This is a genomic window from Rhodococcus shunpengi (assembly GCF_048381395.1).
Taxonomy (GTDB): Bacteria; Actinomycetota; Actinomycetes; order Mycobacteriales; family Mycobacteriaceae; genus Rhodococcus.
In genome coordinates, this window is the sequence record NZ_JBLWIU010000012.1 from 116,223 (window position 1) to 135,276 (window position 19,054).

22 protein-coding genes are annotated in these 19,054 nt (G+C 65.6%); 5 read left to right on the top strand and 17 right to left on the bottom strand.

Annotated features, from left to right (window positions below; all coding sequences use genetic code 11):
• Positions 1 to 78: 78 nt before the first annotated feature.
• Both fdxA and ACNJ7K_RS05725 read left to right on the top strand, forming a co-directional pair.
• The gene (gene fdxA, locus ACNJ7K_RS05720; RefSeq protein WP_159417007.1) at positions 79 to 393 is read left to right on the top strand and encodes a ferredoxin; all 315 of its coding nucleotides are present in this window, start codon (positions 79 to 81) and stop codon (positions 391 to 393) included.
• Positions 386 to 1,390 carry an NAD(P)/FAD-dependent oxidoreductase gene (locus ACNJ7K_RS05725; protein ID WP_159417008.1) on the top strand — a complete coding sequence of 335 codons (1,005 nt, stop codon included), beginning with the start codon at positions 386 to 388 and terminating at the stop codon, positions 1,388 to 1,390. The genes fdxA and ACNJ7K_RS05725 overlap by 8 nt, the downstream gene beginning before the upstream one ends.
• A 53-nt stretch (positions 1,391 to 1,443) precedes the next feature.
• Here the strand turns inward: ACNJ7K_RS05725 and ACNJ7K_RS05730 are convergent, their stop codons facing one another.
• The 3 genes from ACNJ7K_RS05730 to ACNJ7K_RS05740 form a co-directional block, all read right to left on the bottom strand.
• Positions 1,444 to 2,184, bottom strand: coding sequence for an IclR family transcriptional regulator (locus tag ACNJ7K_RS05730; protein ID WP_159417009.1), 741 nt, complete (start codon positions 2,182 to 2,184; stop codon positions 1,444 to 1,446).
• Between the two features lie 3 nt (positions 2,185 to 2,187).
• The gene (locus ACNJ7K_RS05735) at positions 2,188 to 3,333 is read right to left on the bottom strand and encodes a hypothetical protein (RefSeq protein ID WP_487041342.1); all 1,146 of its coding nucleotides are present in this window, start codon (positions 3,331 to 3,333) and stop codon (positions 2,188 to 2,190) included.
• A 112-nt stretch (positions 3,334 to 3,445) separates the two neighbouring features.
• On the bottom strand, positions 3,446 to 4,339 hold the full coding sequence (locus tag ACNJ7K_RS05740) for a VOC family protein (protein ID WP_367269373.1): 894 nt from the start codon (positions 4,337 to 4,339) through the stop codon (positions 3,446 to 3,448).
• Between the two features lie 223 nt (positions 4,340 to 4,562).
• Between ACNJ7K_RS05740 and ACNJ7K_RS05745 the strand changes: the two genes are divergently transcribed.
• Positions 4,563 to 5,648, top strand: a complete 1,086-nt coding sequence (locus tag ACNJ7K_RS05745) for an acetamidase/formamidase family protein (RefSeq protein WP_487041343.1) — start codon at positions 4,563 to 4,565, stop codon at positions 5,646 to 5,648.
• Between the two features lie 82 nt (positions 5,649 to 5,730).
• On the opposite strand, the gene ACNJ7K_RS05750 is transcribed toward ACNJ7K_RS05745, so the two are convergent.
• The 10 genes from ACNJ7K_RS05750 to ACNJ7K_RS05795 form a co-directional block, all read right to left on the bottom strand.
• Positions 5,731 to 6,267: an aromatic-ring-hydroxylating dioxygenase subunit beta gene (locus tag ACNJ7K_RS05750; RefSeq protein WP_487041344.1), complete on the bottom strand. Its 537-nt coding sequence runs from the start codon at positions 6,265 to 6,267 to the stop codon at positions 5,731 to 5,733.
• On the bottom strand, positions 6,264 to 7,646 hold the full coding sequence (locus tag ACNJ7K_RS05755; RefSeq protein ID WP_487041345.1) for an aromatic ring-hydroxylating oxygenase subunit alpha: 1,383 nt from the start codon (positions 7,644 to 7,646) through the stop codon (positions 6,264 to 6,266). The genes ACNJ7K_RS05750 and ACNJ7K_RS05755 overlap by 4 nt, the downstream gene beginning before the upstream one ends.
• Positions 7,647 to 7,759: 113 nt before the next feature.
• Positions 7,760 to 8,989, bottom strand: a complete 1,230-nt coding sequence (locus ACNJ7K_RS05760; protein ID WP_159417015.1) for an MFS transporter — start codon at positions 8,987 to 8,989, stop codon at positions 7,760 to 7,762.
• 226 nt (positions 8,990 to 9,215) lie between these two features.
• Positions 9,216 to 10,286, bottom strand: coding sequence for a TauD/TfdA family dioxygenase (locus tag ACNJ7K_RS05765; protein WP_159417016.1), 1,071 nt, complete (start codon positions 10,284 to 10,286; stop codon positions 9,216 to 9,218).
• Positions 10,283 to 11,266: an ABC transporter substrate-binding protein gene (locus ACNJ7K_RS05770; protein WP_192378608.1), complete on the bottom strand. Its 984-nt coding sequence runs from the start codon at positions 11,264 to 11,266 to the stop codon at positions 10,283 to 10,285. Before ACNJ7K_RS05770 ends, ACNJ7K_RS05765 begins: the two co-directional genes overlap by 4 nt.
• An 80-nt stretch (positions 11,267 to 11,346) precedes the next feature.
• On the bottom strand, positions 11,347 to 12,165 hold the full coding sequence (locus ACNJ7K_RS05775) for an ABC transporter ATP-binding protein (RefSeq protein ID WP_192378607.1): 819 nt from the start codon (positions 12,163 to 12,165) through the stop codon (positions 11,347 to 11,349).
• Complete coding sequence (locus ACNJ7K_RS05780; protein WP_159417019.1) at positions 12,162 to 12,944, bottom strand: ABC transporter permease; 783 nt, start codon at positions 12,942 to 12,944, stop codon at positions 12,162 to 12,164. The genes ACNJ7K_RS05775 and ACNJ7K_RS05780 overlap by 4 nt, the downstream gene beginning before the upstream one ends.
• Before the next feature lie 95 nt (positions 12,945 to 13,039).
• Positions 13,040 to 13,798 (bottom strand): ABC transporter permease, encoded by a 759-nt coding sequence (locus ACNJ7K_RS05785; protein WP_159417020.1) that lies wholly within the window; start codon positions 13,796 to 13,798, stop codon positions 13,040 to 13,042.
• 231 nt (positions 13,799 to 14,029) lie between these two features.
• Positions 14,030 to 15,292, bottom strand: coding sequence for a serine--tRNA ligase (serS, locus tag ACNJ7K_RS05790; RefSeq protein WP_120281052.1), 1,263 nt, complete (start codon positions 15,290 to 15,292; stop codon positions 14,030 to 14,032).
• 11 nt (positions 15,293 to 15,303) lie between these two features.
• A complete protein-coding gene (locus ACNJ7K_RS05795; protein ID WP_145709230.1) occupies positions 15,304 to 15,696 on the bottom strand; it encodes an ankyrin repeat domain-containing protein in 393 nt (130 codons plus the stop codon).
• Positions 15,697 to 15,732: 36 nt separating this feature from the next.
• On the opposite strand from ACNJ7K_RS05795, the gene ACNJ7K_RS05800 reads away from it, so the two are divergent.
• Together ACNJ7K_RS05800 and ACNJ7K_RS05805 are read left to right on the top strand one after the other, a co-directional pair.
• A complete protein-coding gene (locus ACNJ7K_RS05800) occupies positions 15,733 to 16,791 on the top strand; it encodes a septum formation family protein (protein WP_106201619.1) in 1,059 nt (352 codons plus the stop codon).
• Positions 16,792 to 16,804: 13 nt separating this feature from the next.
• Positions 16,805 to 17,143: a metallopeptidase family protein gene (locus tag ACNJ7K_RS05805; RefSeq protein WP_033097890.1), complete on the top strand. Its 339-nt coding sequence runs from the start codon at positions 16,805 to 16,807 to the stop codon at positions 17,141 to 17,143.
• 27 nt (positions 17,144 to 17,170) lie between these two features.
• On the opposite strand, the gene ACNJ7K_RS05810 is transcribed toward ACNJ7K_RS05805, so the two are convergent.
• The 4 genes from ACNJ7K_RS05810 to ACNJ7K_RS05825 all read right to left on the bottom strand — a co-directional run bounded on the left by ACNJ7K_RS05810 (position 17,171) and on the right by ACNJ7K_RS05825 (position 19,036).
• On the bottom strand, positions 17,171 to 17,332 hold the full coding sequence (locus tag ACNJ7K_RS05810) for a hypothetical protein (RefSeq protein WP_016933301.1): 162 nt from the start codon (positions 17,330 to 17,332) through the stop codon (positions 17,171 to 17,173).
• Positions 17,333 to 17,454: 122 nt separating this feature from the next.
• Entirely contained in the window at positions 17,455 to 17,742 is a 288-nt protein-coding gene (locus ACNJ7K_RS05815) for a putative quinol monooxygenase (protein WP_059382096.1), read from the bottom strand.
• An 87-nt stretch (positions 17,743 to 17,829) separates the two neighbouring features.
• The gene (locus tag ACNJ7K_RS05820; RefSeq protein ID WP_487041346.1) at positions 17,830 to 18,258 is read right to left on the bottom strand and encodes an NUDIX hydrolase; all 429 of its coding nucleotides are present in this window, start codon (positions 18,256 to 18,258) and stop codon (positions 17,830 to 17,832) included.
• Positions 18,259 to 18,277: 19 nt separating this feature from the next.
• On the bottom strand, positions 18,278 to 19,036 hold the full coding sequence (locus tag ACNJ7K_RS05825) for an SDR family NAD(P)-dependent oxidoreductase (RefSeq protein ID WP_159417022.1): 759 nt from the start codon (positions 19,034 to 19,036) through the stop codon (positions 18,278 to 18,280).
• Positions 19,037 to 19,054: the final 18 nt, after the last annotated feature.

Here is a 19,054-nt window from a genome sequence, read left to right on the forward strand (position 1 = left end):
CGATTGACAGACGTTCCGCACCCAGAAACCATCTCGTATTACGACAGAGCAACTTGCAATACGAGACGAAGGGGCAACATGGCCTACGTCATCACCAGTTCGTGCATCGACGAGACCGACAAGTCGTGCATGGAGGAATGTCCGGTGGACTGCATCTACGAGGGCGACAGGATGATGTACATCCACCCCGACGAGTGTGTCGAATGCGGACGTTGCGAACCGGCATGCCCGGTGATCTCGATCTTCCACGAGGAGGACGTACCGGACGAACGCCGCGCGTTCGTAGAGATCAACGCAGAGTTCTTCTCGTCCATCGGCTCTCCCGGAGGCGCCCGGAAGATCGGGCGTGTCGGAGTGGACCATCCCGTCGTCGCGTCCTGGTCCGATGACTGACCCCGCTCACACCGTCGGGGCGACGGCGAACACGACCGTTACCGACCTGCTCGTCGTCGGAGCAGGGCCCGCGGGACTCTATGCCACCTACTATGCCGGTTTCCGCGGGATGAGCGTCGCTCTCGTGGATTCCCTGCCCGAGGTGGGCGGACAGGTCGCGGCCATGTACCCGGAGAAGCCGATCTACGACATTGCCGGTTTCCCCTCGGTGAAAGGCCGCGAACTGGTCGAACGACTCCGCGCACAGGCAATGTCGGCCGAACCGGTTCTGCTCCTCGGTCACACGGCCACCACTCTCGAACACGTCGACGACGGAATCGTCGTCACCACCGATCTCGGGCACCGCATCGAAGCCAAGGCATTGCTGCTCACCGGTGGAGTGGGAAGCTTCATTCCTCGCGAGCTCCCCGTCGGATCGGACTACCTGGGGCGCGGGCTCCGGTACTTCGTCCCGCGACCGGACGATCTCGCCGGCGAGGACGTCGTGGTCGTCGGCGGCGGCGATTCCGCAATCGACTGGGCCCTCAGTCTCGAACCCGTCGCTGCGTCGGTCACACTCGTCCATCGGCGTCCGGTGTTCCGCGCCCACGAACGCAGTGTCGCAACGTTGCAGAAGTCGAGCGTCCGGATTCTCACCCCACACGAAGTGGTCGCGATCGGCGGCGAGGAGCGCATCGACTCGGTCACCGTCCGTGAACGCGGCGCCGATCCGATCACTCTCTCCGCCGGCAGTGTGGTCGCAGCCCTCGGATTCATCGCCGATCTCGGCCCTCTCGACACGTGGGGGTTGGCCCAGGAACGCCGGCGGATACTCGTCGACCGCCATCAGCAGACCTCGCTTCCGCGCGTCTACTCGGCCGGTGACATCAGTGAGTATCCCGGCAAGGTGAGATTGATGAGCGTCGGTTTCGGAGAAGCGGCGGCAGCGGTGAACAACATTGCCCCGCTGATCGATTCGTCGCTGTCGACGACACCGGGGCACTCCTCCGATCGATGAGGACGTCACCTGTCGGCAGAACGTCGTCCGCGCAACAGACGGCGTCCTCCCCGTCAGACGCGGCCGAGTTCTGCCGACAGGTTCTCCGCGGTCTTCAGCAGTTCGCGTGCCTGCAGGTCGATGTCGACCTCTCCAGGTACGGCGATGGACAGCACCGCCAGCGCCGCCACCACTCTCCCACCCTGGAAGACAGGCGCTGCCAGCGTCCGAATACCGTTGACAACAGGCGATTTCAACGATATCCCGGTCTCTCGGATAGCGGACAGTTCGCGGGCGAAGTCCGGATTCGCCTTCATCTCCCGCCGCAGCATCGGCACCTCGTCCTCGGGAAGGAGCGCGCAGAAGACCCGGCCCTGAGCGGTCGCCGTGGGTGAGAGTCTCGTCCCCACGTTGACGGTGATCCGCGCGATCGCATCCGTGTGGTCCGCTGCAGCGACCACGATCGGACTCTCGCCGTCCCAGACCGAGAGGACGACGGTCTCCTGAATGTCGCGCAGGAGCTGGTCCATGAACGGTTCCGCGATACGCACCACCGGTAGACCGGCCCGCGCTGCGGCCGCAAGTGCGAGCACCTGAGGACCGAGGGTGTACACGCTCTCGGCCGGGTCGAATCGCAGGAGGTTCACCGCCCGTAATGCTTTCGTGTACCGGTGCGCGGTAGCCTTGCTCGTCCCGAGCACGGCGGTGATCTCGTTCAGTGTCAGGCGCGGTCGCGCACCCGAGAAGGCGGCCAGGATCCCTGCTGCGCGCTCGACCGCCTGGATCGCTGGTGCGCCCTTGTCCTCGTCTCCCACGGTCTATCCCTCCCTGTCGGGATCGGTGAGCCAGTGCGCACCGACCTGAGCGTAGATTCGCGCATAGCGCACCAGTTCTCCGGTGGCGACCGAGTCCCGGTCGGAATCCGCCGGATCAGGTGCTGCAGCCGGACCCGTACGAACCGTAGCGATGCCATGCTCGCGGAACACGGTACCGTCGGTCGACCCCCTCCACGCGAGCACCTCGGGCGGCATCCTTCCTCCACTGTGACGCGTCCATGCCGCCCGTGTCCGCACAGCGATCAGGGTCGTCGGTGGCGTCCCTGCGCCTCGCTGATGTGGCCCAGCGGTGACCTCGACGGTGCACTCGGCCAAAGGGCACGCCGCAAGATCGTCGTGTAGGACCCTGCGCAGGGCATCGACGAGTTCGGCGACATCGTCTCCCGGCAGGGTGACCAGGTAGAGATGTACATCGAGGACGGCAGGCAACAGATCCGGTTTCTCCGGAGAACCACTGTGCAGTGCACCGATACCTGCTTCGCGTGCGGTCGGACCGGTGGCCGCGCCGGGAGCGAGGACCACCTCGGCGCGCCACCGTTCGATGGCCGCGATCACCGTGCCGGCATGCACGACGAGTCCGCCGGGTGGTGTCGCGTGCTCACGGGCGAGTACGACGCTGCGGCGGGTCCCGACCCGGACCCGCAGGTAGACGGCTCCCGGCTCGTCGTAGAGCACACCGTCCGGCCCTCCTTTGGCGACGATCGCCGCAGCGGGACGCGGTCTGCCCTTCAGAAATCTGCGGACACCGGATCCGTGTTCACCGGTTCCGTCCCGATGCGTGCCTCCACCGGCGAGCAACAGCGTCAGGCGACCTCGTCGTTGCCGGTCGGCCGTGGCACGTACGGCGGCCGCGAACGCGGCGACGGCAGCGGACGCGGGTCCTCGTGCCACCCCGACCCCGAAACCGGAGACGAGATCTCCGTTCTCCTCCAGTCCGAGCGGAGCGTCGTCGTCGTGTCCCGTGACCCCACCGTCCCGGTCACCGTGCCCGGTCAACGAGGTGTCGAGGTGCGAGTACAGCACCAATTCCGGACCCGAGCCGACACTGCAGACGAGATTTGCGGTGGTTCCTGCCGGGTCGACCACGGCCGGCACCTCCGGAAGATGCTCCGCGATCCAGTCCTGCACCGCGTGTGCCGACGCGAGTTCCTCGCCGTGAGGGGCCGGTCGTCCGGTCAGGAGTCTCAGAACGTCGAGGAGCTCCGCACGGTCGACGGCGGGTTCGTCGTGGCCGCCGATGTCAGTGTGCCCAGGTGCGGTCGTCGGAAGCGGCGCGCCACACATCGATGTTGCGGGGATCCCGCTTCAGCCGACGCGGCCTGTGCGTCTCGTGTTCCTCCGGCGTGAAGACCCGGTGCCCGTCGCACAGTTCCCAGCGGGGTCCGTGCCGCTCGTCGTAGAGATAGAAGGCGATGGATGTGGATGCCGAATGGTTCACGACATCGCCGAGGATACGCACCCGCTTGTGCTGGGCACGAGCCCGGCGTCGCATCACTCCGTCGAGATCACCCATGATGAAGCACGCGTGTTCGAGTGCGTACCGGTCCGCTCGGCGGACGGCGAGGCTGTGGTGGTAGCGATCCTCGCAACGCAGGAACGCGGTGAAGTCCTCGACGTAGTCCGAAGCCAGGAATCCCAGAACGTTCATATAGAAGTTCAGGGTCTCCTCGTAGCGGTCGGTGACCACGAAGGGATGCACGAAGCGCTGGGGACGGAGGTCCGGCCACGGGGTCTCCGCATATTCGAGGAAGCCCGTGAACAATTCGACGACGGTGCCGTTCGGGTCGACCACCGCGAACCCCTGCTGGCAGAGGCCCTTCATGCCTTCGGTGAGCGGAAGGACCTCGTGGCCGGCGGCGCGGACGCGTTCCTCCAGGTCCGACAGGACGGCCTCGTCTTCCACCGTGAATCCCACCCCGTCGTACCGGAACGTCGTGAGGGAAGGATCGTGGACCAGCTCGAGGCTGTGATGCTCGGTGCCGACACGAAGGTAGGCGTGCGTCTCGTCATGCTCCTCGAGTGCGAAACCGACGTGGTACTCGAGAAACTCGATGGTGGATTCCATGTCCGGCACGGACAGGCGTATGAAGGCCGCCCCCGACGGACCCGGCTTTCGCTGCGTTTTCCCAATCACCGAATTCGCCTTCCTTCCAAGGGCACTCGGTCGCCCTTGTTGTCGAACCCTAGGAACAGGAACAGCGAGCGTCAAGCTATACGAGACAACGTTTCATAATTCAACACGCTCGTAACGTGGGCGGAACTCTCGGAGCCTAGCGTCTGAATCGAAAATCCGTATCCTGCCGTCCGATTCGGCAATCCGTCCGCATATCGTGGCGGCCACCCGAAAGGTCTTCCCCGTGACCGTTCTGCAGCCCCATACCGGTCCGATCCCCGGACAGCACTACGTCCCCGCGGAGGGCGGAGCACTGACCTGGGGCAGACTGCCCACCCCCTCCCGTAAACCCGTCCTCACCATCGCCTCCGGCGAGACCGTCACCTTCGACACCATCTCCCACGAGGGCCTCATGGAGGACCAGGGGCGTGATCCCCTTACCTACTTCGGCCAACGTGGCGTCGCACGCGACGACGTGCTGACGGACCTCGTGGACCTCGCTGCATCCGACGTGGTCCACACCCGCGGTCCGGACGGCCCTCACGTCGTCACCGGTCCGGTCCATGTCGAAGGGGCGCAGCCCGGCGACCTCCTCAAGGTCGAATACCTCGAACTGACGCCACGCGTTCCCTACGGGGTCGTGTCCAGCCGTCACGGTCTCGGTTGTCTCGCAGGTGAACGTCCTGTCGACGACACCACCGGTGAAGCGGTTCCGATCATCAGTCAGTTCTGCACCGTCGACCTCGTGAGCGCACGAGCCACCATGGAGTGGAACAGCGGTAGCGCCTCGTTCCCTATCGCGCCGTTCATGGGATTGTCCGGTGTCACGGCAGCTACCGAGGAAGCACTGAACACGATCCCGCCGGGTGCGCACGGGGGGAACATGGACGTGCGGGATCTCGCCGGTGGTTCGGTCCTCTATCTTCCCGTGCAGGTCGACGGAGCCGGCTACTACATGGGCGATCCGCACTTCGCGCAGGGCAACGGTGAGGTCTCCCTGACGGCGCTGGAGGCATCCCTGCGCACGACGGTACGGCTCACCGTTCTCACCCCGGACGAGGCCTTTGCATCGACAGGAGCTCTGAGCGGGCCGTTCGGTGAGACCTCGGAGCATTGGATCGCAATCGGCATGGACCGGGATCTGGACGAAGCGGTGAAGAAGTGCGTCCGTGAGGCCATCCGGATCCTCGGTGAGGTGGCGGAGGTTCCGCCGTCGGTCGCGTACCTCTATCTCAGTGCCGCCGCCGATCTCGCCGTGAGCCAGGTCGTCGACGACGTCAAGGGCGTGCACTGCCTGATCCGCAAGAAGGACTTCCCCGCCTGGACGTGAACGACGGGGGTTCCCGGAGATGTGTCTCCGGGAACCCCCGTTGTCGTCGACGGCCTGTGCGGCCCGGATCGTGCGGGCGGGATCAGACGATGAAACTGAGCCGTGCTCCGGGAGCCATCGCCTCGTTGGTCAGGACGGCACGACGGAGCAGGAATCGCAACCCGGATTCGCGGACCTTCAAGGTGTGGTCGTAGCGACCCGCATAGGTGAAACCGTGTCCGTCACGGAACCTGTGGATGACGAAGTTCGCTGCGACACGCACGGAGTCACCCGACTGTTCGAGCACTCTCACGTTCCCGACGAGCCGGGTGGTGCGCGAATGCGGGTTCTCCGCGTGCGCCTTCCTGCTCTTGAGACGTTTGACGCGCGCCTGGAGCAGATCCCAGTCGTCTGCGACGAAATAGCCTGCGGAATCGGGGCCCAGCGCCCATTGGTCGGTCGTGGGGATCTGCATCGAGGCACCCGGGACGAACAACTCGAGCCACCGATCGAGCATCCACTCGTCGAGAAGCGCGGCTTCGGCGATGAGGAAGTCCTCCACCTCGGCGCGCGATACGGCACGCGTGCTGCCGTCATCGGGGGATTGTGCCGTTCCGGGAGTCGTTTCCATGAGAGTCATGCCGTGGTTCCTTCCGCATTGCCGGCATCCGTGCCCGCGACCGGGCCGATGCGCCGGCTCCAGTGGCGCCAGAAACTGCGCATCGCGCCTTCGTCGACCGAGCGACCCGTGGGCCCCCTGAGATCGTCGGCCATACCGCGCGACATGTCGCTCCAATCCAGATCGCTGTCACCGAATTCGGCATATGCGGAGACGTCCGCGGTCGCGACGATGCCGCGCTGGACGGCTTCGTACGCCTCGATGTCGTCGGGTGTCGCGAGGCCGCCGGGACCGACGAAGCTGGCCATCGTCTTCAGACGTAGTGCCCGCACCTCGTCCGGTTCCCCGATCTCGACGAACTGCCATGCCCGCACGTCGGTCTGTCCTGCACTCACAGGTTCGAGCTGGCGGATGGTCAGTGCCTCCAGATCGAACAACAGCAGATTGGGGAAGACGAAGAGGATCTTGGACGCGTCCGCGATCTGTGCAGCTCGCTCCGTGCCGAGGCGGGCTTCCATCTCCGCCCGCTTATCGACGATCCGCTCCTTCTCAGTTTCTCCGAATCGGGGCTCCCAGACCATGCCGATCCGGCCGTTGTGGCCGGTGAGGACGAGCAGACCGTGTCCATTACCGAGGTCGTGAGCGTGCTGATCGTGATCGGTGACGGCGAAGCCCGTTTCACGGAGATAACCGACGAAGGTGTTGTGCGTGGGAGCGAAATGGTAGCCGTCCATGGCATTCTCGACGGCGAGTTTCCAGTTCCCCTTCACGCTGTACTTCTGGACGCCCGGCAGTGTCGTCATGCCCTCGGGGCCGATGGACGCTGTCATCGACATGTAGTCGGCTGCAGCGCCCAGATGGTCGAGCAGGTCGGGGACGTCCTCGGTGAAGGCGACGAAGACGAAGCCCTCGTGGATACCCAGGCGCGGAACCCGCCTCAACGAAAGCGATTCCACGAATGCACTGCCCTGCGGATAGGCATCCTTGTCCGGAAGCGCGGCGAGTTCACCGGAATTGCGGAAGGTCCAGGCGTGGTAGAAGCACTGGAAGTTCTTCGCCCTTCCCTCCGACTCCCTGCAGAGGATCGTCCCACGGTGCGGACACGCATTCAGATAGACCTGCACGGTGCCGTTACTGTCACGGACGAAGATCAGGGGACGCCCACCCAGGTTGCGGGTCTTGAAGTCTCCCGGTTCGGGAATCTCACTCTCGTGACCGAGGTACAGCCAGGTCCGGCCCCAGATCTTCTCCCGCTCCCGCGTGAAGATCTCCTCGTCCCGGTAGGCGCGCCTGTGGACCCGGAAGGTGAAGGCTTCCCAGTCCTGGACCACGAGGGAATTGCCGACCTCCAATCGGTCGGCGTCCGGGGCCGCACCCACCCCAGGCAGAATTGCAGTCATGAGCGCTCCCAATCACGTTGCTGTTCATTGCAAGACGACATCTCGTACTACGAGATGGTTATCCAACCGAGGGGATACCGTCAACACAGGACGAGGGGTTTAACGGACTCGATTCACATACGTAACCTCCGCCGCGCGCCGCCGCGCACCAGGACCGCAAGGATCGTCGCCGCCGACGCCGCCGCCACTCCCGCCACGACGAACGAGAACGGCCAGTCCGCCGATTCGACGACGGCTCCGAGTACGGGTGGGGTGAGAACCATTCCCGCTGCGACAGCGGTATTCTGGATGCCCAGGACGAGTCCGATACGGCGAGGATCGGCCGCCTCTCCCACCGCGGTGAAGGCCAACCCGTTCCATCCGACCCCGGCCAGGCCGGCGATCATCAGGATCGGGATCACGATCGGTCCGCCGAGCCATGCTCCCACCGCCAACACGGCGAACAGTGCACTCGTCACTGCCGAGACAACCATCAAAGGGGGCAGACGGCGGCCGGAGCGATCCGACCATGCGCCCAGGCCGATCCGCAGTGCACCACCGCCGAACTGAACCACCGCGAGCAGTGCAGCAGCCGTACCGGGAGCCATCGCATGCTCGTCGACAAGGTAGACGACCATGAAGGAGACGACAGCGAGCTGAGGCACCACGAGCAGTAGCGACACAGCGCACAACCAGGCCACGGACCGGACCCCACCGGGATCCGAGGAGGACACCGACCGCGCGACCACCGTCTCGTGCACCCGAGGTTCCCTGATGAACACCCCGGCCGCCGCCGCACCCATGAGCACCGCCACCGCTGCAGCGACGAACGCACCATCGAGTCCCCAGGCGCGTTCTGCGGCAGGAAGCCCCAGCGCGGCCAGGCCGGCACCGACGGGTATCGCCGTCTGCCTCGCCCCCATCGCCAGCCCCCGTTCCCTCTGCGAGAACCACATCAGCACCGCTCGACCACTGGCCGCGTTGACGCTCGCACAGGCAGCTCCCGCAGCGATCAGCGCGGCGGACAGTCCCACGACACTCTGAGCAACAGCTGCAGCGACGAGCGCCCCGCCTGTCGCGACGAGTCCGAGCGTCATGACCAGTCGTTCACCGATCCGATCTGCGAGTGCACCCCACGGCACCAGGGCGATGAGCAGACCGACGGTGCTCGCTGCGAGCACCATGCCCAGTTGCGCCAACGACAACCCGAACCGCGCACGCAGGGCCGGAGCGAGACTCGGCATGCCCTGCAGCACTGTCGCTGCCGACGCCTGAGCAAAGACTCCGGTGGCGAGAACGACCCAACGGTACCGCGGGAGCTCCGGATCGGAGGAAGAAGAGGACTGCAGATCGACCTGCACCATAGATCGATATTGGTATGCGGGACAGCATCATGTCAATCGTGACAGCGGGCCGTCTTCCAGAGTTAACCTGGCCGCCACGACATCGAACGGACAGCGGAAATCACACAGCAACAACCGGATTCGACATGGACGACACGCAGAGACGTCCGGCGTCGCGATACCGAACCTGCGGGTACCGCGACGCCGGACGTCGCTCGATGATCGAATCCTTTCCTGCAGAGGAGGTCTACAGCCCCCAGTCGTGCCGCTGGATGGACGCGGTGTGGATGCTGAACTTTCCGGTCACCTCGTCGTCGGGCTCGACATGGTGTCTCGCGCGGACGACGTGTCGTCCGAAGCCTTCCGGAACGGGACGACCGGACTTGCGCTGCAACCACAACCGCATGAGATGGCGGCGGCGATCGGGCTCCGGGAAATCGACGAAATTCGTACGGGCATGCAGCGCCGAGTAGTTGAGCAGCCACTGGATGTCGCCCTGCCGGAAGTCCATGTGCAGAGCTATTCCGGGACGGGCCGCGATGTCCTCCAGCAGTTCGAGCAGTTCGATCTGTTCCGGCGTCAATCGGGGGACCTCGGGATAGTCCTGAGCGGTGTAGAGGATCCGATTGCCCCCGTAGAAACTGAAGACGCCGTCCTCGTATGCGCACATCGGCGAATCGTAGACGGGAGCAGGAGCGTCGTGGTCCTGTTTGTACCAGTCCCAGTACCACTTCTCGAACATCAGTGGCGCCAGATCCGGCCGCTCCCTGAGCACTTCGTTGTAGATGGTCATTCCGCTGACCAGGCTGCTCGCACCCCCCTCCATCGACGGGTGCAGGCACATCAGAGCGACGACATCCGACGAGTCCGAGTGGTAGCCGAGCCGGCTGCGGATGCGCGAACTCAGCGAGGTGGGATCGTCCTGGGTCTTGTTCGATGTCGCCCGGATATGGTCGATCAGATCACCGAGTTGGTTCTGGCGCATCGGAGTTCCCAGGTACAGCCCGAGCAGAAAGTAAATGGAGGCCGACAGGGCGTGCGAATACTCCTCGACCCGCAGACCGCGCGCCAGCAGGAAGCCTCGCCCGTAATCGAGCTCGTTCCCCCACGCGGCGATGGTCTCGGAGCAGACCGGTAGCGGATAATCCTCGCGGGAGACGAAACGAAGATCGGGGTCGTCACGGAGGAAACGTTTTCCGACGGTTTCCAGTTCGTCGAGTTCCTCCTCCGTGAAGTGATGGATCCAGCTGTCGGTCTGCCCCAGCACATCACCTCTCCATGCTGCGGGTCCCTCCACGGGACTCAGGACGTGACTCACTGCCGAACTCCTTCCGGGACGAAACTGTCGAGGTCGATATCCGTGAGCGAGTCACGGGCGACGAGTAGGGATACGAGGGATTCGAAGGACGCGATGCCGACCCGGCCTACGAACTCCGGCTCGGGTGTCTGTGCCAGTGTTTCCGGCGTGGACTTGCAGAACTCCGCGGTGTACGCCCACCGTTGTTCGTCGTTCGCCGGATCGTTCGCCAGGTCCGCGAGTTCCGTCATCGCGTCGGCGAAGGACGCCAGGGTGTCGGCGTTCACCTCCGCGAAGCCTCCGGTGGAGGCGTAGACGGTGGTGGGGATACTGCCGATTCCGTCGAAGAAGGGGTTACCGAGCGACACCGTGGTGCCGTCCGATTCGCCGGCCACCGCTTGTGCTGCGGTCACCTGCGCCCCGTCGACGGATCCCGCGACCACACCGGGCAGCAGGTCCGGGAAAGGCAGTGCGACGAATTCGGTGGTCGATGCCTCGCCGGCATCCGCTTCGATCCACGCCTGTGTGAGGATGTGTCCCAGTCCACCGATCTGGTTGACGCCGACCTTCTTCCCCTGGAGTTGCTTCGGCTCAGTTACCCCCGCCCCCGACGAGACAACGACGGCGTTCGCATCATCGGTGGACTGATCACCACCCGATGCCACGACGAGATCGATTCCCTGCGCCACTGCCTGCATGGCGCTGTACGAGTTCACGAAGGCAATATCGACCTCACCGGCCTGCAGAGCCGAGATTCCGGCGGCGCCGCTCTGGACGTTGATCAGTTCGAGATCGATCCCGTGCTCGGCGAACACCCCCTCTTCGACGCCCCAGGGCAGAGCCTCGTTGCAGAGTCCGAGAGTGGTGACTCGCAGAGGTACGAGACCGTTCTCCGTGGCCTCGACGACCGCTGCGTCCGAGTTGCTCGAACATCCGGTCAGCACCGCGGCGCAGACGGACAGCGCGGCGGTACCCGAGAGCAAGTGGGGACGGATGTGCATATGGTTCTCCTGTTCGAGAAAAGGCGAGAAGCGATACGGTCGGCGGCGACGTCGACGGCCGACCGGAGTGATTCACGACGTCAGCCGTCGGTTCTCGGTCTCATCACCATGCGGAACACCTCGCTGCGCAACTCTGCGAAACGGGCCAGCTGTTTGGTTTCCACCTGGTCGCGTTCGGACGGGAGATCCACGACGATGTCCGCGACGATACGACCGGGGTTGGCAGCCAGGACGACGACACGGTCACCGATGTAGACGGCCTCGTCGATGTCGTGGGTGACGAACGCGACGGCCATGCCGTATTCGTCCCGCAGCTGCAGCACCAGGTCCTCGAGATCCGCCCGCGTCTGTGCGTCGACGGCGGCGAAGGGCTCGTCCATGAGCATGACCTTCGGTTCCACCACGAGCGCCCGTGCGATTGCAACGCGCTGCTGCATTCCACCGGACATCTGCCAGGGATACATGTCGGCCGCACCGGGGAGACCGACGGCCTTCAATGCATGATCGATCCGATCGTCGGTCTCCGCCCGGGACAGACCGTAGGCGTAGGTGGCGGCCCTGAGATTCTTGCGCACGGTCATCCAGGGGAACAGCGACCGGCTGTAGTCCTGGAAGACGACGGCCAGCCCCATCGGCGGTCCGTCGATCTCCTTGTCGTTCACAAGGACCGAACCGTCGGTCGGCGCGAGCAGTCCGGCCACCATCATGAGGAGGGTGGATTTTCCACAGCCCGAGGGGCCGACGATGGAGACGAGTTCGTTCTCGTGCAGCACCAGCGAGGTCGGTTCGAGGATGAGTTTGCGGGTTTCCCCTCCCCCGTACGACTTCGTGAGATTGATCGCCTCGAGCGCAATGTCGCGGTGTCCGTTCGGATCGATCCGTGTTTCGAGTTCGATCATTGTCCTTTCAACCCTTCTCGTCGCTGCCAGTGCAGGATTCGGCGCTCGACCACTGCGAACGCCGCATTCGTTGCAAGTCCGATCACGGCGATCAGGACGAAGGCCGACCACATGCGTGTGTACTGGAAGGTCTGCTGACTCAGCTGGACCTCGTACCCGAGACCTGCTGTCGTGGCGAAGAATTCGGAGACGATCATGAGGATCAGACCGATACCGATACTGACTCGCAGACCGGCCGTGATACGCGGAAGTGCCGCAGGAATGACGACCTTCGAGTACAACTCCACGCCGCGCAGATGGAGACTCCTAGCGCTCCGCAGATACGAATTGTCCACCGTAGAAACACCATCGGCCGTGCTGACGATGATCAGCCACACCGTTCCGAAGGCGATCATGAAGATGTTCATGGCGTCGGTGACCCCGAAGACCTTCACTGCGATCGGAATGAGGATCGCATTCGGGACGGCGAGCCAGAATCGGACCACAGGGCCGTACATCCGGGCGGCGACGGTGCTGCGCGCGAGGAGTACGCCCACGGCGATTCCGACCACGGCCGCGAGCACCCAGCCGACGGCGAGACGCTTCAGACTGACCACCGCCGTGGCATAGAAGTGCTCCGAGAGGAAGGCCGTCGACGGGGTCGGTGCGAGCCAGTCTTCGACGAACTGCTCCGCGATTCGGGACGGGGGCGGGAAGAATACATTCGAACTCGCCTGCGCCAGAAGCTCCCACAGGATCAAGACCAGTGCGAGGAGCCAGAATCGGGTGAGCGAGTTCATCGCGCGCCGGATCCGAACGGCCGGAAAGCGTGGCCGAGTCCTGGACATGTTTGCGTCCCGGGCGTCGGTCGCATCGCGGACGATGGCGACGTCGGTCACTGATACACCCACGTCAGGGCCTTCCTTTCGATGTGGGTCACCGCCGAGTAGAGAGCGACACCGAGTACTCCGACGATCAGCGTCCCCGCGAACATGATGTCCGTCCGGAGCGCCTGCTGGTACTGCACGAGCAGCGTCCCCACCCCGGACTTCGCACCGAGCAACTCGGTGCTGAGAATCACGACGAGCGTTGTGCCCGAGGCGATACGGATCCCGGTGACGATGGACGGCAGCGCACTCGGCAGGGTGACGAGCATGCGGGTCCGCATCCAGCTCCACCGCATCGAACGAGCGGCGTCCAGGCGCATCGGCTCGACGGTGGCGACACCGTACACCGTGTTGATCAGCACGATCCAGAAGGTGGCGAAGCCGGCGACCGCGACCTTCATCTCGATTCCGAGGCCGAAGAGGAGGATGGCGATCGGGATGAGTGCGGTGGCGGGGATGGACCGAAATGCATCGACCACGATCATCGCGGGCGCCGAGAGCAGGCGGACTGTGCCGATAACGGTTCCACAGACGATCGCGGCGAGGGACGCGAGGACGAGTGCCGCGAACCACGACCAGATCGTGTCGCCGAGACCGGTCAGGAATTCGGTATCTGTGGCGAGCCCGGGGATCCGGGATGCCACCTCCCACGGATAGGGAACCGAATCGCGGGACACGAAACCGCTTGCCACAGCGAGAGCCCAGGCGATCAGAAGGGTTCCGGTGCCGGCGAGGGCGAGAAGCATCGATACCGATCGTGTGCGCATCCGACTCCGTCCGATCGATCCTGATTGGTCGATTCGAAGCTAGGACGGCTATCAGCGATCTGCAATGCGTGACACTATCTCGTAATACGAGAGGAGACTTGTTTTCGAGTCCGAAACAAAAACGAGGACCCGCGGAGTCGCGGGTCCTCTGCAGGAGGGGTCGGGGTACGAGTACGGCTTCCCGCCACGGCAATCGGCGTGGCGGGAAGCCGTCCTACGACGTGGAGAGGATCAGCCGGCGGGTTCGAGCACCTCGCGTCCCACGAACGGGACGAGAGCCTCGGGCACCTTCACCGAACCGTCGGCTTGCTGGTGGTTCTCGAGCAGCGCGACGAGCCAGCGGGTGGTCGCGAGCGTGCCGTTGAGGGTCGCGGCGGTCTGCGGCTTGCCGTTCTCGTCGCGGTACCGGACGTTCAGGCGGCGCCCCTGGAAGGTCGTGCAGTTCGACGTCGACGTGAGTTCACGGTAGCGCTCCTGCGTGGGCACCCAGGCCTCGCAGTCGAACTTGCGGGACGCCGACGACCCGAGATCGCCGGCGGCGACGTCGATGACGCGGTACGGCACGTCGATGGCGGCGAGCATGTCGCGCTCCCAGGCCAGCAGACGCTCGTGCTCCGCCGCGGCCTCCTCGGGCCGGCAGTAGACGAACATCTCGACCTTGTCGAACTGGTGCACGCGGATGATGCCGCGGGTGTCCTTGCCGTAGCTGCCCGCCTCGCGACGGAAGCACGACGACCAGCCCGCATAGCGCTTCGGCCCCTTCGACAGGTCGAGGATCTCGCCCGAGTGGTAGCCCGCGAGCGGCACCTCGGAGGTGCCCACGAGGTAGAGGTCGTCCTCCTCGAGCCGGTACACCTCGTCGGCGTGCCGGCCGAGGAAGCCGGTGCCCTGCATGATCTCGGGACGCACGAGTACGGGCGGGATCATCATCGTGAACCCGTTCGCGGTGGCCTTCTGGGCGGCGAGCTGCAGCAGACCCAGCTGGAGCAGCGCGCCGTAACCGGTGAGGAAGTAGAACCGGGCACCGGAGACCTTGGCGCCGCGCTCCATGTCGATGAGCCCGAGCGACTCGCCGAGCGCGAGGTGGTCCTTCGGTTCGAAGTCGAAGGTGGGCAACTCGCCGACGGTCTCGAGCGTGACGAAGTCGTCCTCACCGCCGGCGGGCACGCCGTCCTGCACGACGTTGGAGATCGCGAGGTGCGCGCGATCGAAGGCCTCCTGCGCGGCGTGCTGCTCGGCCTCGAGTTCCTTGACCTTCGCGGCCAGCTCCTTGGCACCGTCGAGCAGCGCGGGGCGCTCCTCGGGGGACGCCTTGCCGACCTTCTTGCCCAGGGCCTTCTGCTCGGCGCGTGCGTTGTCGCCGGCGAGGACCGCGGCGCGACGGGAGGCGTCGGCCTCGAGCAGCACGTCGACGAGGCCCGGGTCCTCCCCCCGCATACGCTGCGACTCGCGGACGGCGTCGGGATTCTCGCGGAGGAACTTGAGGTCGATCACGGAATCGAAGCCTACCGCTGCCAGAGTTCCAGGTAGTCGTCGCGCCCGAACATCTTCGCTGTGTCCTCCGCGGTGGGGTGCCCGTGACGCGGGTCGGCGCCGGCCTCGGCGAGCACCCGCACCACTGCCTCGACGCCCTTGAAGACCGCGCCCGCGAGAGGCGACTGGCCGCGGTCGTTGAGCCGGTTCACGTCGGCTCCTCGCTCGACCAGGGCCTGTACGGCGTCGGCATGACCGTGATAGGACGCCAGCATGAGCAGCGTGTCGCCGGTCTCGTTGGTGAGGTTCACCGGTACCCCGGCATCGACGTACGCGGTGAGGGTCTCGACGTCTCCCCGGCGGGCGGCATCGAAGGTCTGCTTGGCGATCTCGAGAATCTCGGGATCGATCGGGTCGTCGGCCATGAGCCGAAACTACCTGCGTCCACTCGAACAGGCATGATGGAAGTGATGGCCGAAGACAACAAGCCCAAGCCCGACCGGCGCCCGCCCTCGGCGCGGTTGACCCGACGCGCCCTCGTGCTCGTCGCGGCCGGTGCCGTCCTGGCGGCGATCGCGACGTTCGTCGTCGCGGGGTTCCAGGGCGCCGACGGCGGGGACGACAGCGCCGGCGCCGGCATCAGCACGACCGGCGCGGTCGCGGGGGAAGCGTTCGGTACTGCCACCGCCGGCGATTGCCTGACCTGGAGTGCTCTCGACGCGAGCGACCTCACGAAGGTCGACTGCGCCGAGACGCATCTGTTCGAGGTGGTCGCCGACATCGACCTGAGCCTGTATCCCGGCACCGAATGGGGACCGGGATCACGCTTCCCGTCGGTCACGCGTTTCACCGAGCTGCGCGACGAGCAGTGCGCACCCGCCGCGATGGACTATCTCGACGGCCGGTTCGACCCGCACGGCAAGTTCAGCATCGGCCTCATCAACCCCGGCGAGGCAGGCTGGGCGGCCGGCGAGCGCACGCTGCGGTGCGGTCTGCAGTTCTCGTCGACCACCGGCAACCTGCTGCCCATCAAGGGCCGGGTCGCCGATCAGGACCAGTCGCGGGCCTGGGACGTCGGTGTCTGCATCGGCATCAACAACGGTGTGCCTGCCGACCCGGTGGAGTGTTCCAAGCCGCACGCCTTCGAGGTCGTCGCGGTCGTCGACCTCGGTGGGCAGTTCCCCGGCGGGCTGCCGAGCATCGAGGACCAGGACGGCTATCTCGAGGAGACCTGCACGCGCCTGGTCAACGAGTACCTCGGCGACCCCGAGGCCCTGCGCAACAAGACCCTCACGCTGTTCTGGGACAACCTCGACTACGACAGCTGGCTCGCCGGCAGCCGCAAGGTGAACTGCTCGATCGGCAAGCAGGTCGAGGGCGGCGGCTTCTCGTCGATCACCGGCAGCGCCAAGGGCGACATCCTCATCGACGGCCAGCCGCCCGTGCCGCCGCCGCCCGTGCCGGAAGGCCGGTCGCTGCCGACGCCGTTGCCGGGCGCCGTTCCCCTGCCGGGGTCGTGACGTGCCGGTACACATGGAGGACGAGCACTTCGAAGAGCTCGTCTCGGAAGCGCTCGACGAGATCCCCCGCGAACTCGCGCGGGCGATCGACAACGTCGTGGTCCTCGTCGAGCCGCGCCACGAGGAAGAACCCGACCTGCTGGGTCTGTATCAGGGCGTCGCGCTGACCGAGCGCGACAGCCACTACGCGGGATCGCTACCGGACACGATCACGATCTACCGCGACGCGATCCTCGACATCTGCGAGAGCGACGACGACGTCGTGCACGAGGTACTCGTCACCGTCGTCCACGAGATCGCGCACTATTTCGGAATCGACGAAGAGCGCCTCCACCAGCTGGGCTGGGGCTGAGGCGCTCTTCGCGATCGGTACCGGGTGCTACTTGTTGCGGGCCGCGGTCGCCTTGTCGAGGCGGGGTCCCTTGGCCTTGCGCTGACCGAAGTGCGGGCTGAGCGTCGAAACGACGAACATGATGACGGTTCCGACAGCGACGACGGCCACGGTGAGCCACACGACGATGACGCCGAAGAGTTCCAACATGCCCGGTTACCTCCACAGTCGATGTCACTTCGAGGCAAACGGCACACGTCCGCCCCGGGGGTCACCCTACCGTCCGCGTTCCGCCGGGTGACGACCGACTCCGCCCGCGCTCCGGTGGGGACTCAGAGGGTGGTGAAGTGCTCGAGCTTCGGTGCTCCCGCCAGGAGGGGTCCGAGGTCGGTGATGGCGCCCTCGCCGGCGCGGAACTTGCGGTAGGCGGCGTCGTGCTCGGCCGAGCGCCACTTCTCCACGACCACCCAGCGGGCCTCGTTCTTCTGATCCACGAGGATTTCGATGCCGTCGCATCCGTCGAACTGTCGCGTCTCGTCGAGCACGCGGGTCATGACCTTCTTCGCGTCGTCGAGGGAGTCGGCCTTGAATTCGAGTTCGAGCAGAGCGGTGAGCGCCATGGGAGACCTTCCGTGATATGCGATGTGACTGCCCTCACCACATTTCCCCATGGATGAGAACTGCGCAATACCTCTGTGAAAACAGGATTATCGGGAGGCCGACGCGAGAGCGGGAAGGACGTGGTGCTCGAGCAGCGGCGCGAGATCGTCGGGGAGCGGAAGGACGGCCGGGTCGAGCCAGCGCGTCTCCGCGATCTCCGCGGCGGCACCGGCGACCTCCACGAGCGGGTGTTCGTAGACGGTTCCTTCGAGCCGGTAACCGGGCTCGTTGGCGGCCTCGGCGTCGAAGACCCCGACGAGACGCAACGACGACAGATCCAGTTCGGCGCCCAGTTCCTCGGCGCACTCGCGCACGGCGGTCTCGGCCGGGGTCTCCCCCGGATCCGGCTTGCCTCCGGGCAGCATGAACCGCGACGTGTTCCGCTTCCGCACGGTGAGCACCTCACCGGCGGCGTTGCGGAGAACGACGGCGCTCACTCTGATCACACGGTCACGAATCGCGGGATGCTGGTTCACCGGACCATCCTAGGACCGGTCAGAACATGCTGTAACCACCGTCGATGAGCGTCGTGCTGCCCGTCTGGAAGGACGACGCATCGCTCGCGAGATAGACGGCGATGCCTTCGAAATCCTCCGGGGTGCCCCACCGGCCGAGCGGCACGCGGCCGATGACGTTCGAGTTGAAGACGTCGGACTCCTGCAGCGGACCGGTCATGTCGGTGGCGATCCAGCCCGGCAGCACGCTGTTGACCCGGATCCGGTGACGCGCGAACTCGACGGCACAGCCGTTCGCAAGCGCGAGCACCGCGGCCTTGCTCGCCGCGTACGGCTGGTTGCGTCCGGCGCCCTGCAGTGCACCGAGGCTCGACGTGACGATCATCGAACCCCCGGCGCCCTGCTCGACGAGCACACGCGAGGTCTCCCGCATCGTGAAGAACGCGCCGTCGACGTTCGTCGCCATGACGGCGCGGTACCGCTCGGTCGTCGACTCGTGGAACTTCTGCAGCGACGACCCGATGCCGGCGTTGACCACCACGATGTCGAGCCCACCGAAGTCGTCGACGAGCGCCGCGACACCGTCGGTCACGGCCTGCTCGTCGGAGACGTCGACCGCGCGGGTGGCCACGCGGCCGGCGAACCTCCCGATGTCGGCCGCGGCCTTCGCGAGCTTGTCCTCGCTCCGGCCCCACAGGGTGACGTCGGCGCCGGCACGGGCGAGCCCCCGGGCCATGCCGAGACCGATCCCCGCGGAACCACCCGTGACGAGAGCGCGCTTACCTGTGAGGTCGAACATCGAATCCCTCTTCCCTGA

Bases quoted from the DNA above. Each gene is read 5' to 3' on its own strand.
- fdxA (WP_159417007.1), top strand. From the start codon at position 79: ATGGCCTACGTCATCACCAGTTCGTGCATCGACGAGACCGACAAGTCG.
- ACNJ7K_RS05725 (WP_159417008.1), top strand. From the start codon at position 386: ATGACTGACCCCGCTCACACCGTCGGGGCGACGGCGAACACGACCGTT.
- ACNJ7K_RS05750 (WP_487041344.1), bottom strand. From the start codon at position 6,267: ATGACTCTCATGGAAACGACTCCCGGAACGGCACAATCCCCCGATGAC.
- ACNJ7K_RS05755 (WP_487041345.1), bottom strand. From the start codon at position 7,646: ATGACTGCAATTCTGCCTGGGGTGGGTGCGGCCCCGGACGCCGACCGA.
- ACNJ7K_RS05760 (WP_159417015.1), bottom strand. From the start codon at position 8,989: ATGGTGCAGGTCGATCTGCAGTCCTCTTCTTCCTCCGATCCGGAGCTC.
- ACNJ7K_RS05770 (WP_192378608.1), bottom strand. From the start codon at position 11,266: ATGCACATCCGTCCCCACTTGCTCTCGGGTACCGCCGCGCTGTCCGTC.
- ACNJ7K_RS05775 (WP_192378607.1), bottom strand. From the start codon at position 12,165: ATGATCGAACTCGAAACACGGATCGATCCGAACGGACACCGCGACATT.
- ACNJ7K_RS05780 (WP_159417019.1), bottom strand. From the start codon at position 12,944: ATGAACTCGCTCACCCGATTCTGGCTCCTCGCACTGGTCTTGATCCTG.
- ACNJ7K_RS05785 (WP_159417020.1), bottom strand. From the start codon at position 13,798: ATGCGCACACGATCGGTATCGATGCTTCTCGCCCTCGCCGGCACCGGA.
- ACNJ7K_RS05795 (WP_145709230.1), bottom strand. From the start codon at position 15,696: ATGGCCGACGACCCGATCGATCCCGAGATTCTCGAGATCGCCAAGCAG.
- ACNJ7K_RS05800 (WP_106201619.1), top strand. From the start codon at position 15,733: ATGGAAGTGATGGCCGAAGACAACAAGCCCAAGCCCGACCGGCGCCCG.
- ACNJ7K_RS05805 (WP_033097890.1), top strand. From the start codon at position 16,805: ATGGAGGACGAGCACTTCGAAGAGCTCGTCTCGGAAGCGCTCGACGAG.
- ACNJ7K_RS05810 (WP_016933301.1), bottom strand. From the start codon at position 17,332: ATGTTGGAACTCTTCGGCGTCATCGTCGTGTGGCTCACCGTGGCCGTC.
- ACNJ7K_RS05815 (WP_059382096.1), bottom strand. From the start codon at position 17,742: ATGGCGCTCACCGCTCTGCTCGAACTCGAATTCAAGGCCGACTCCCTC.
- ACNJ7K_RS05825 (WP_159417022.1), bottom strand. From the start codon at position 19,036: ATGTTCGACCTCACAGGTAAGCGCGCTCTCGTCACGGGTGGTTCCGCG.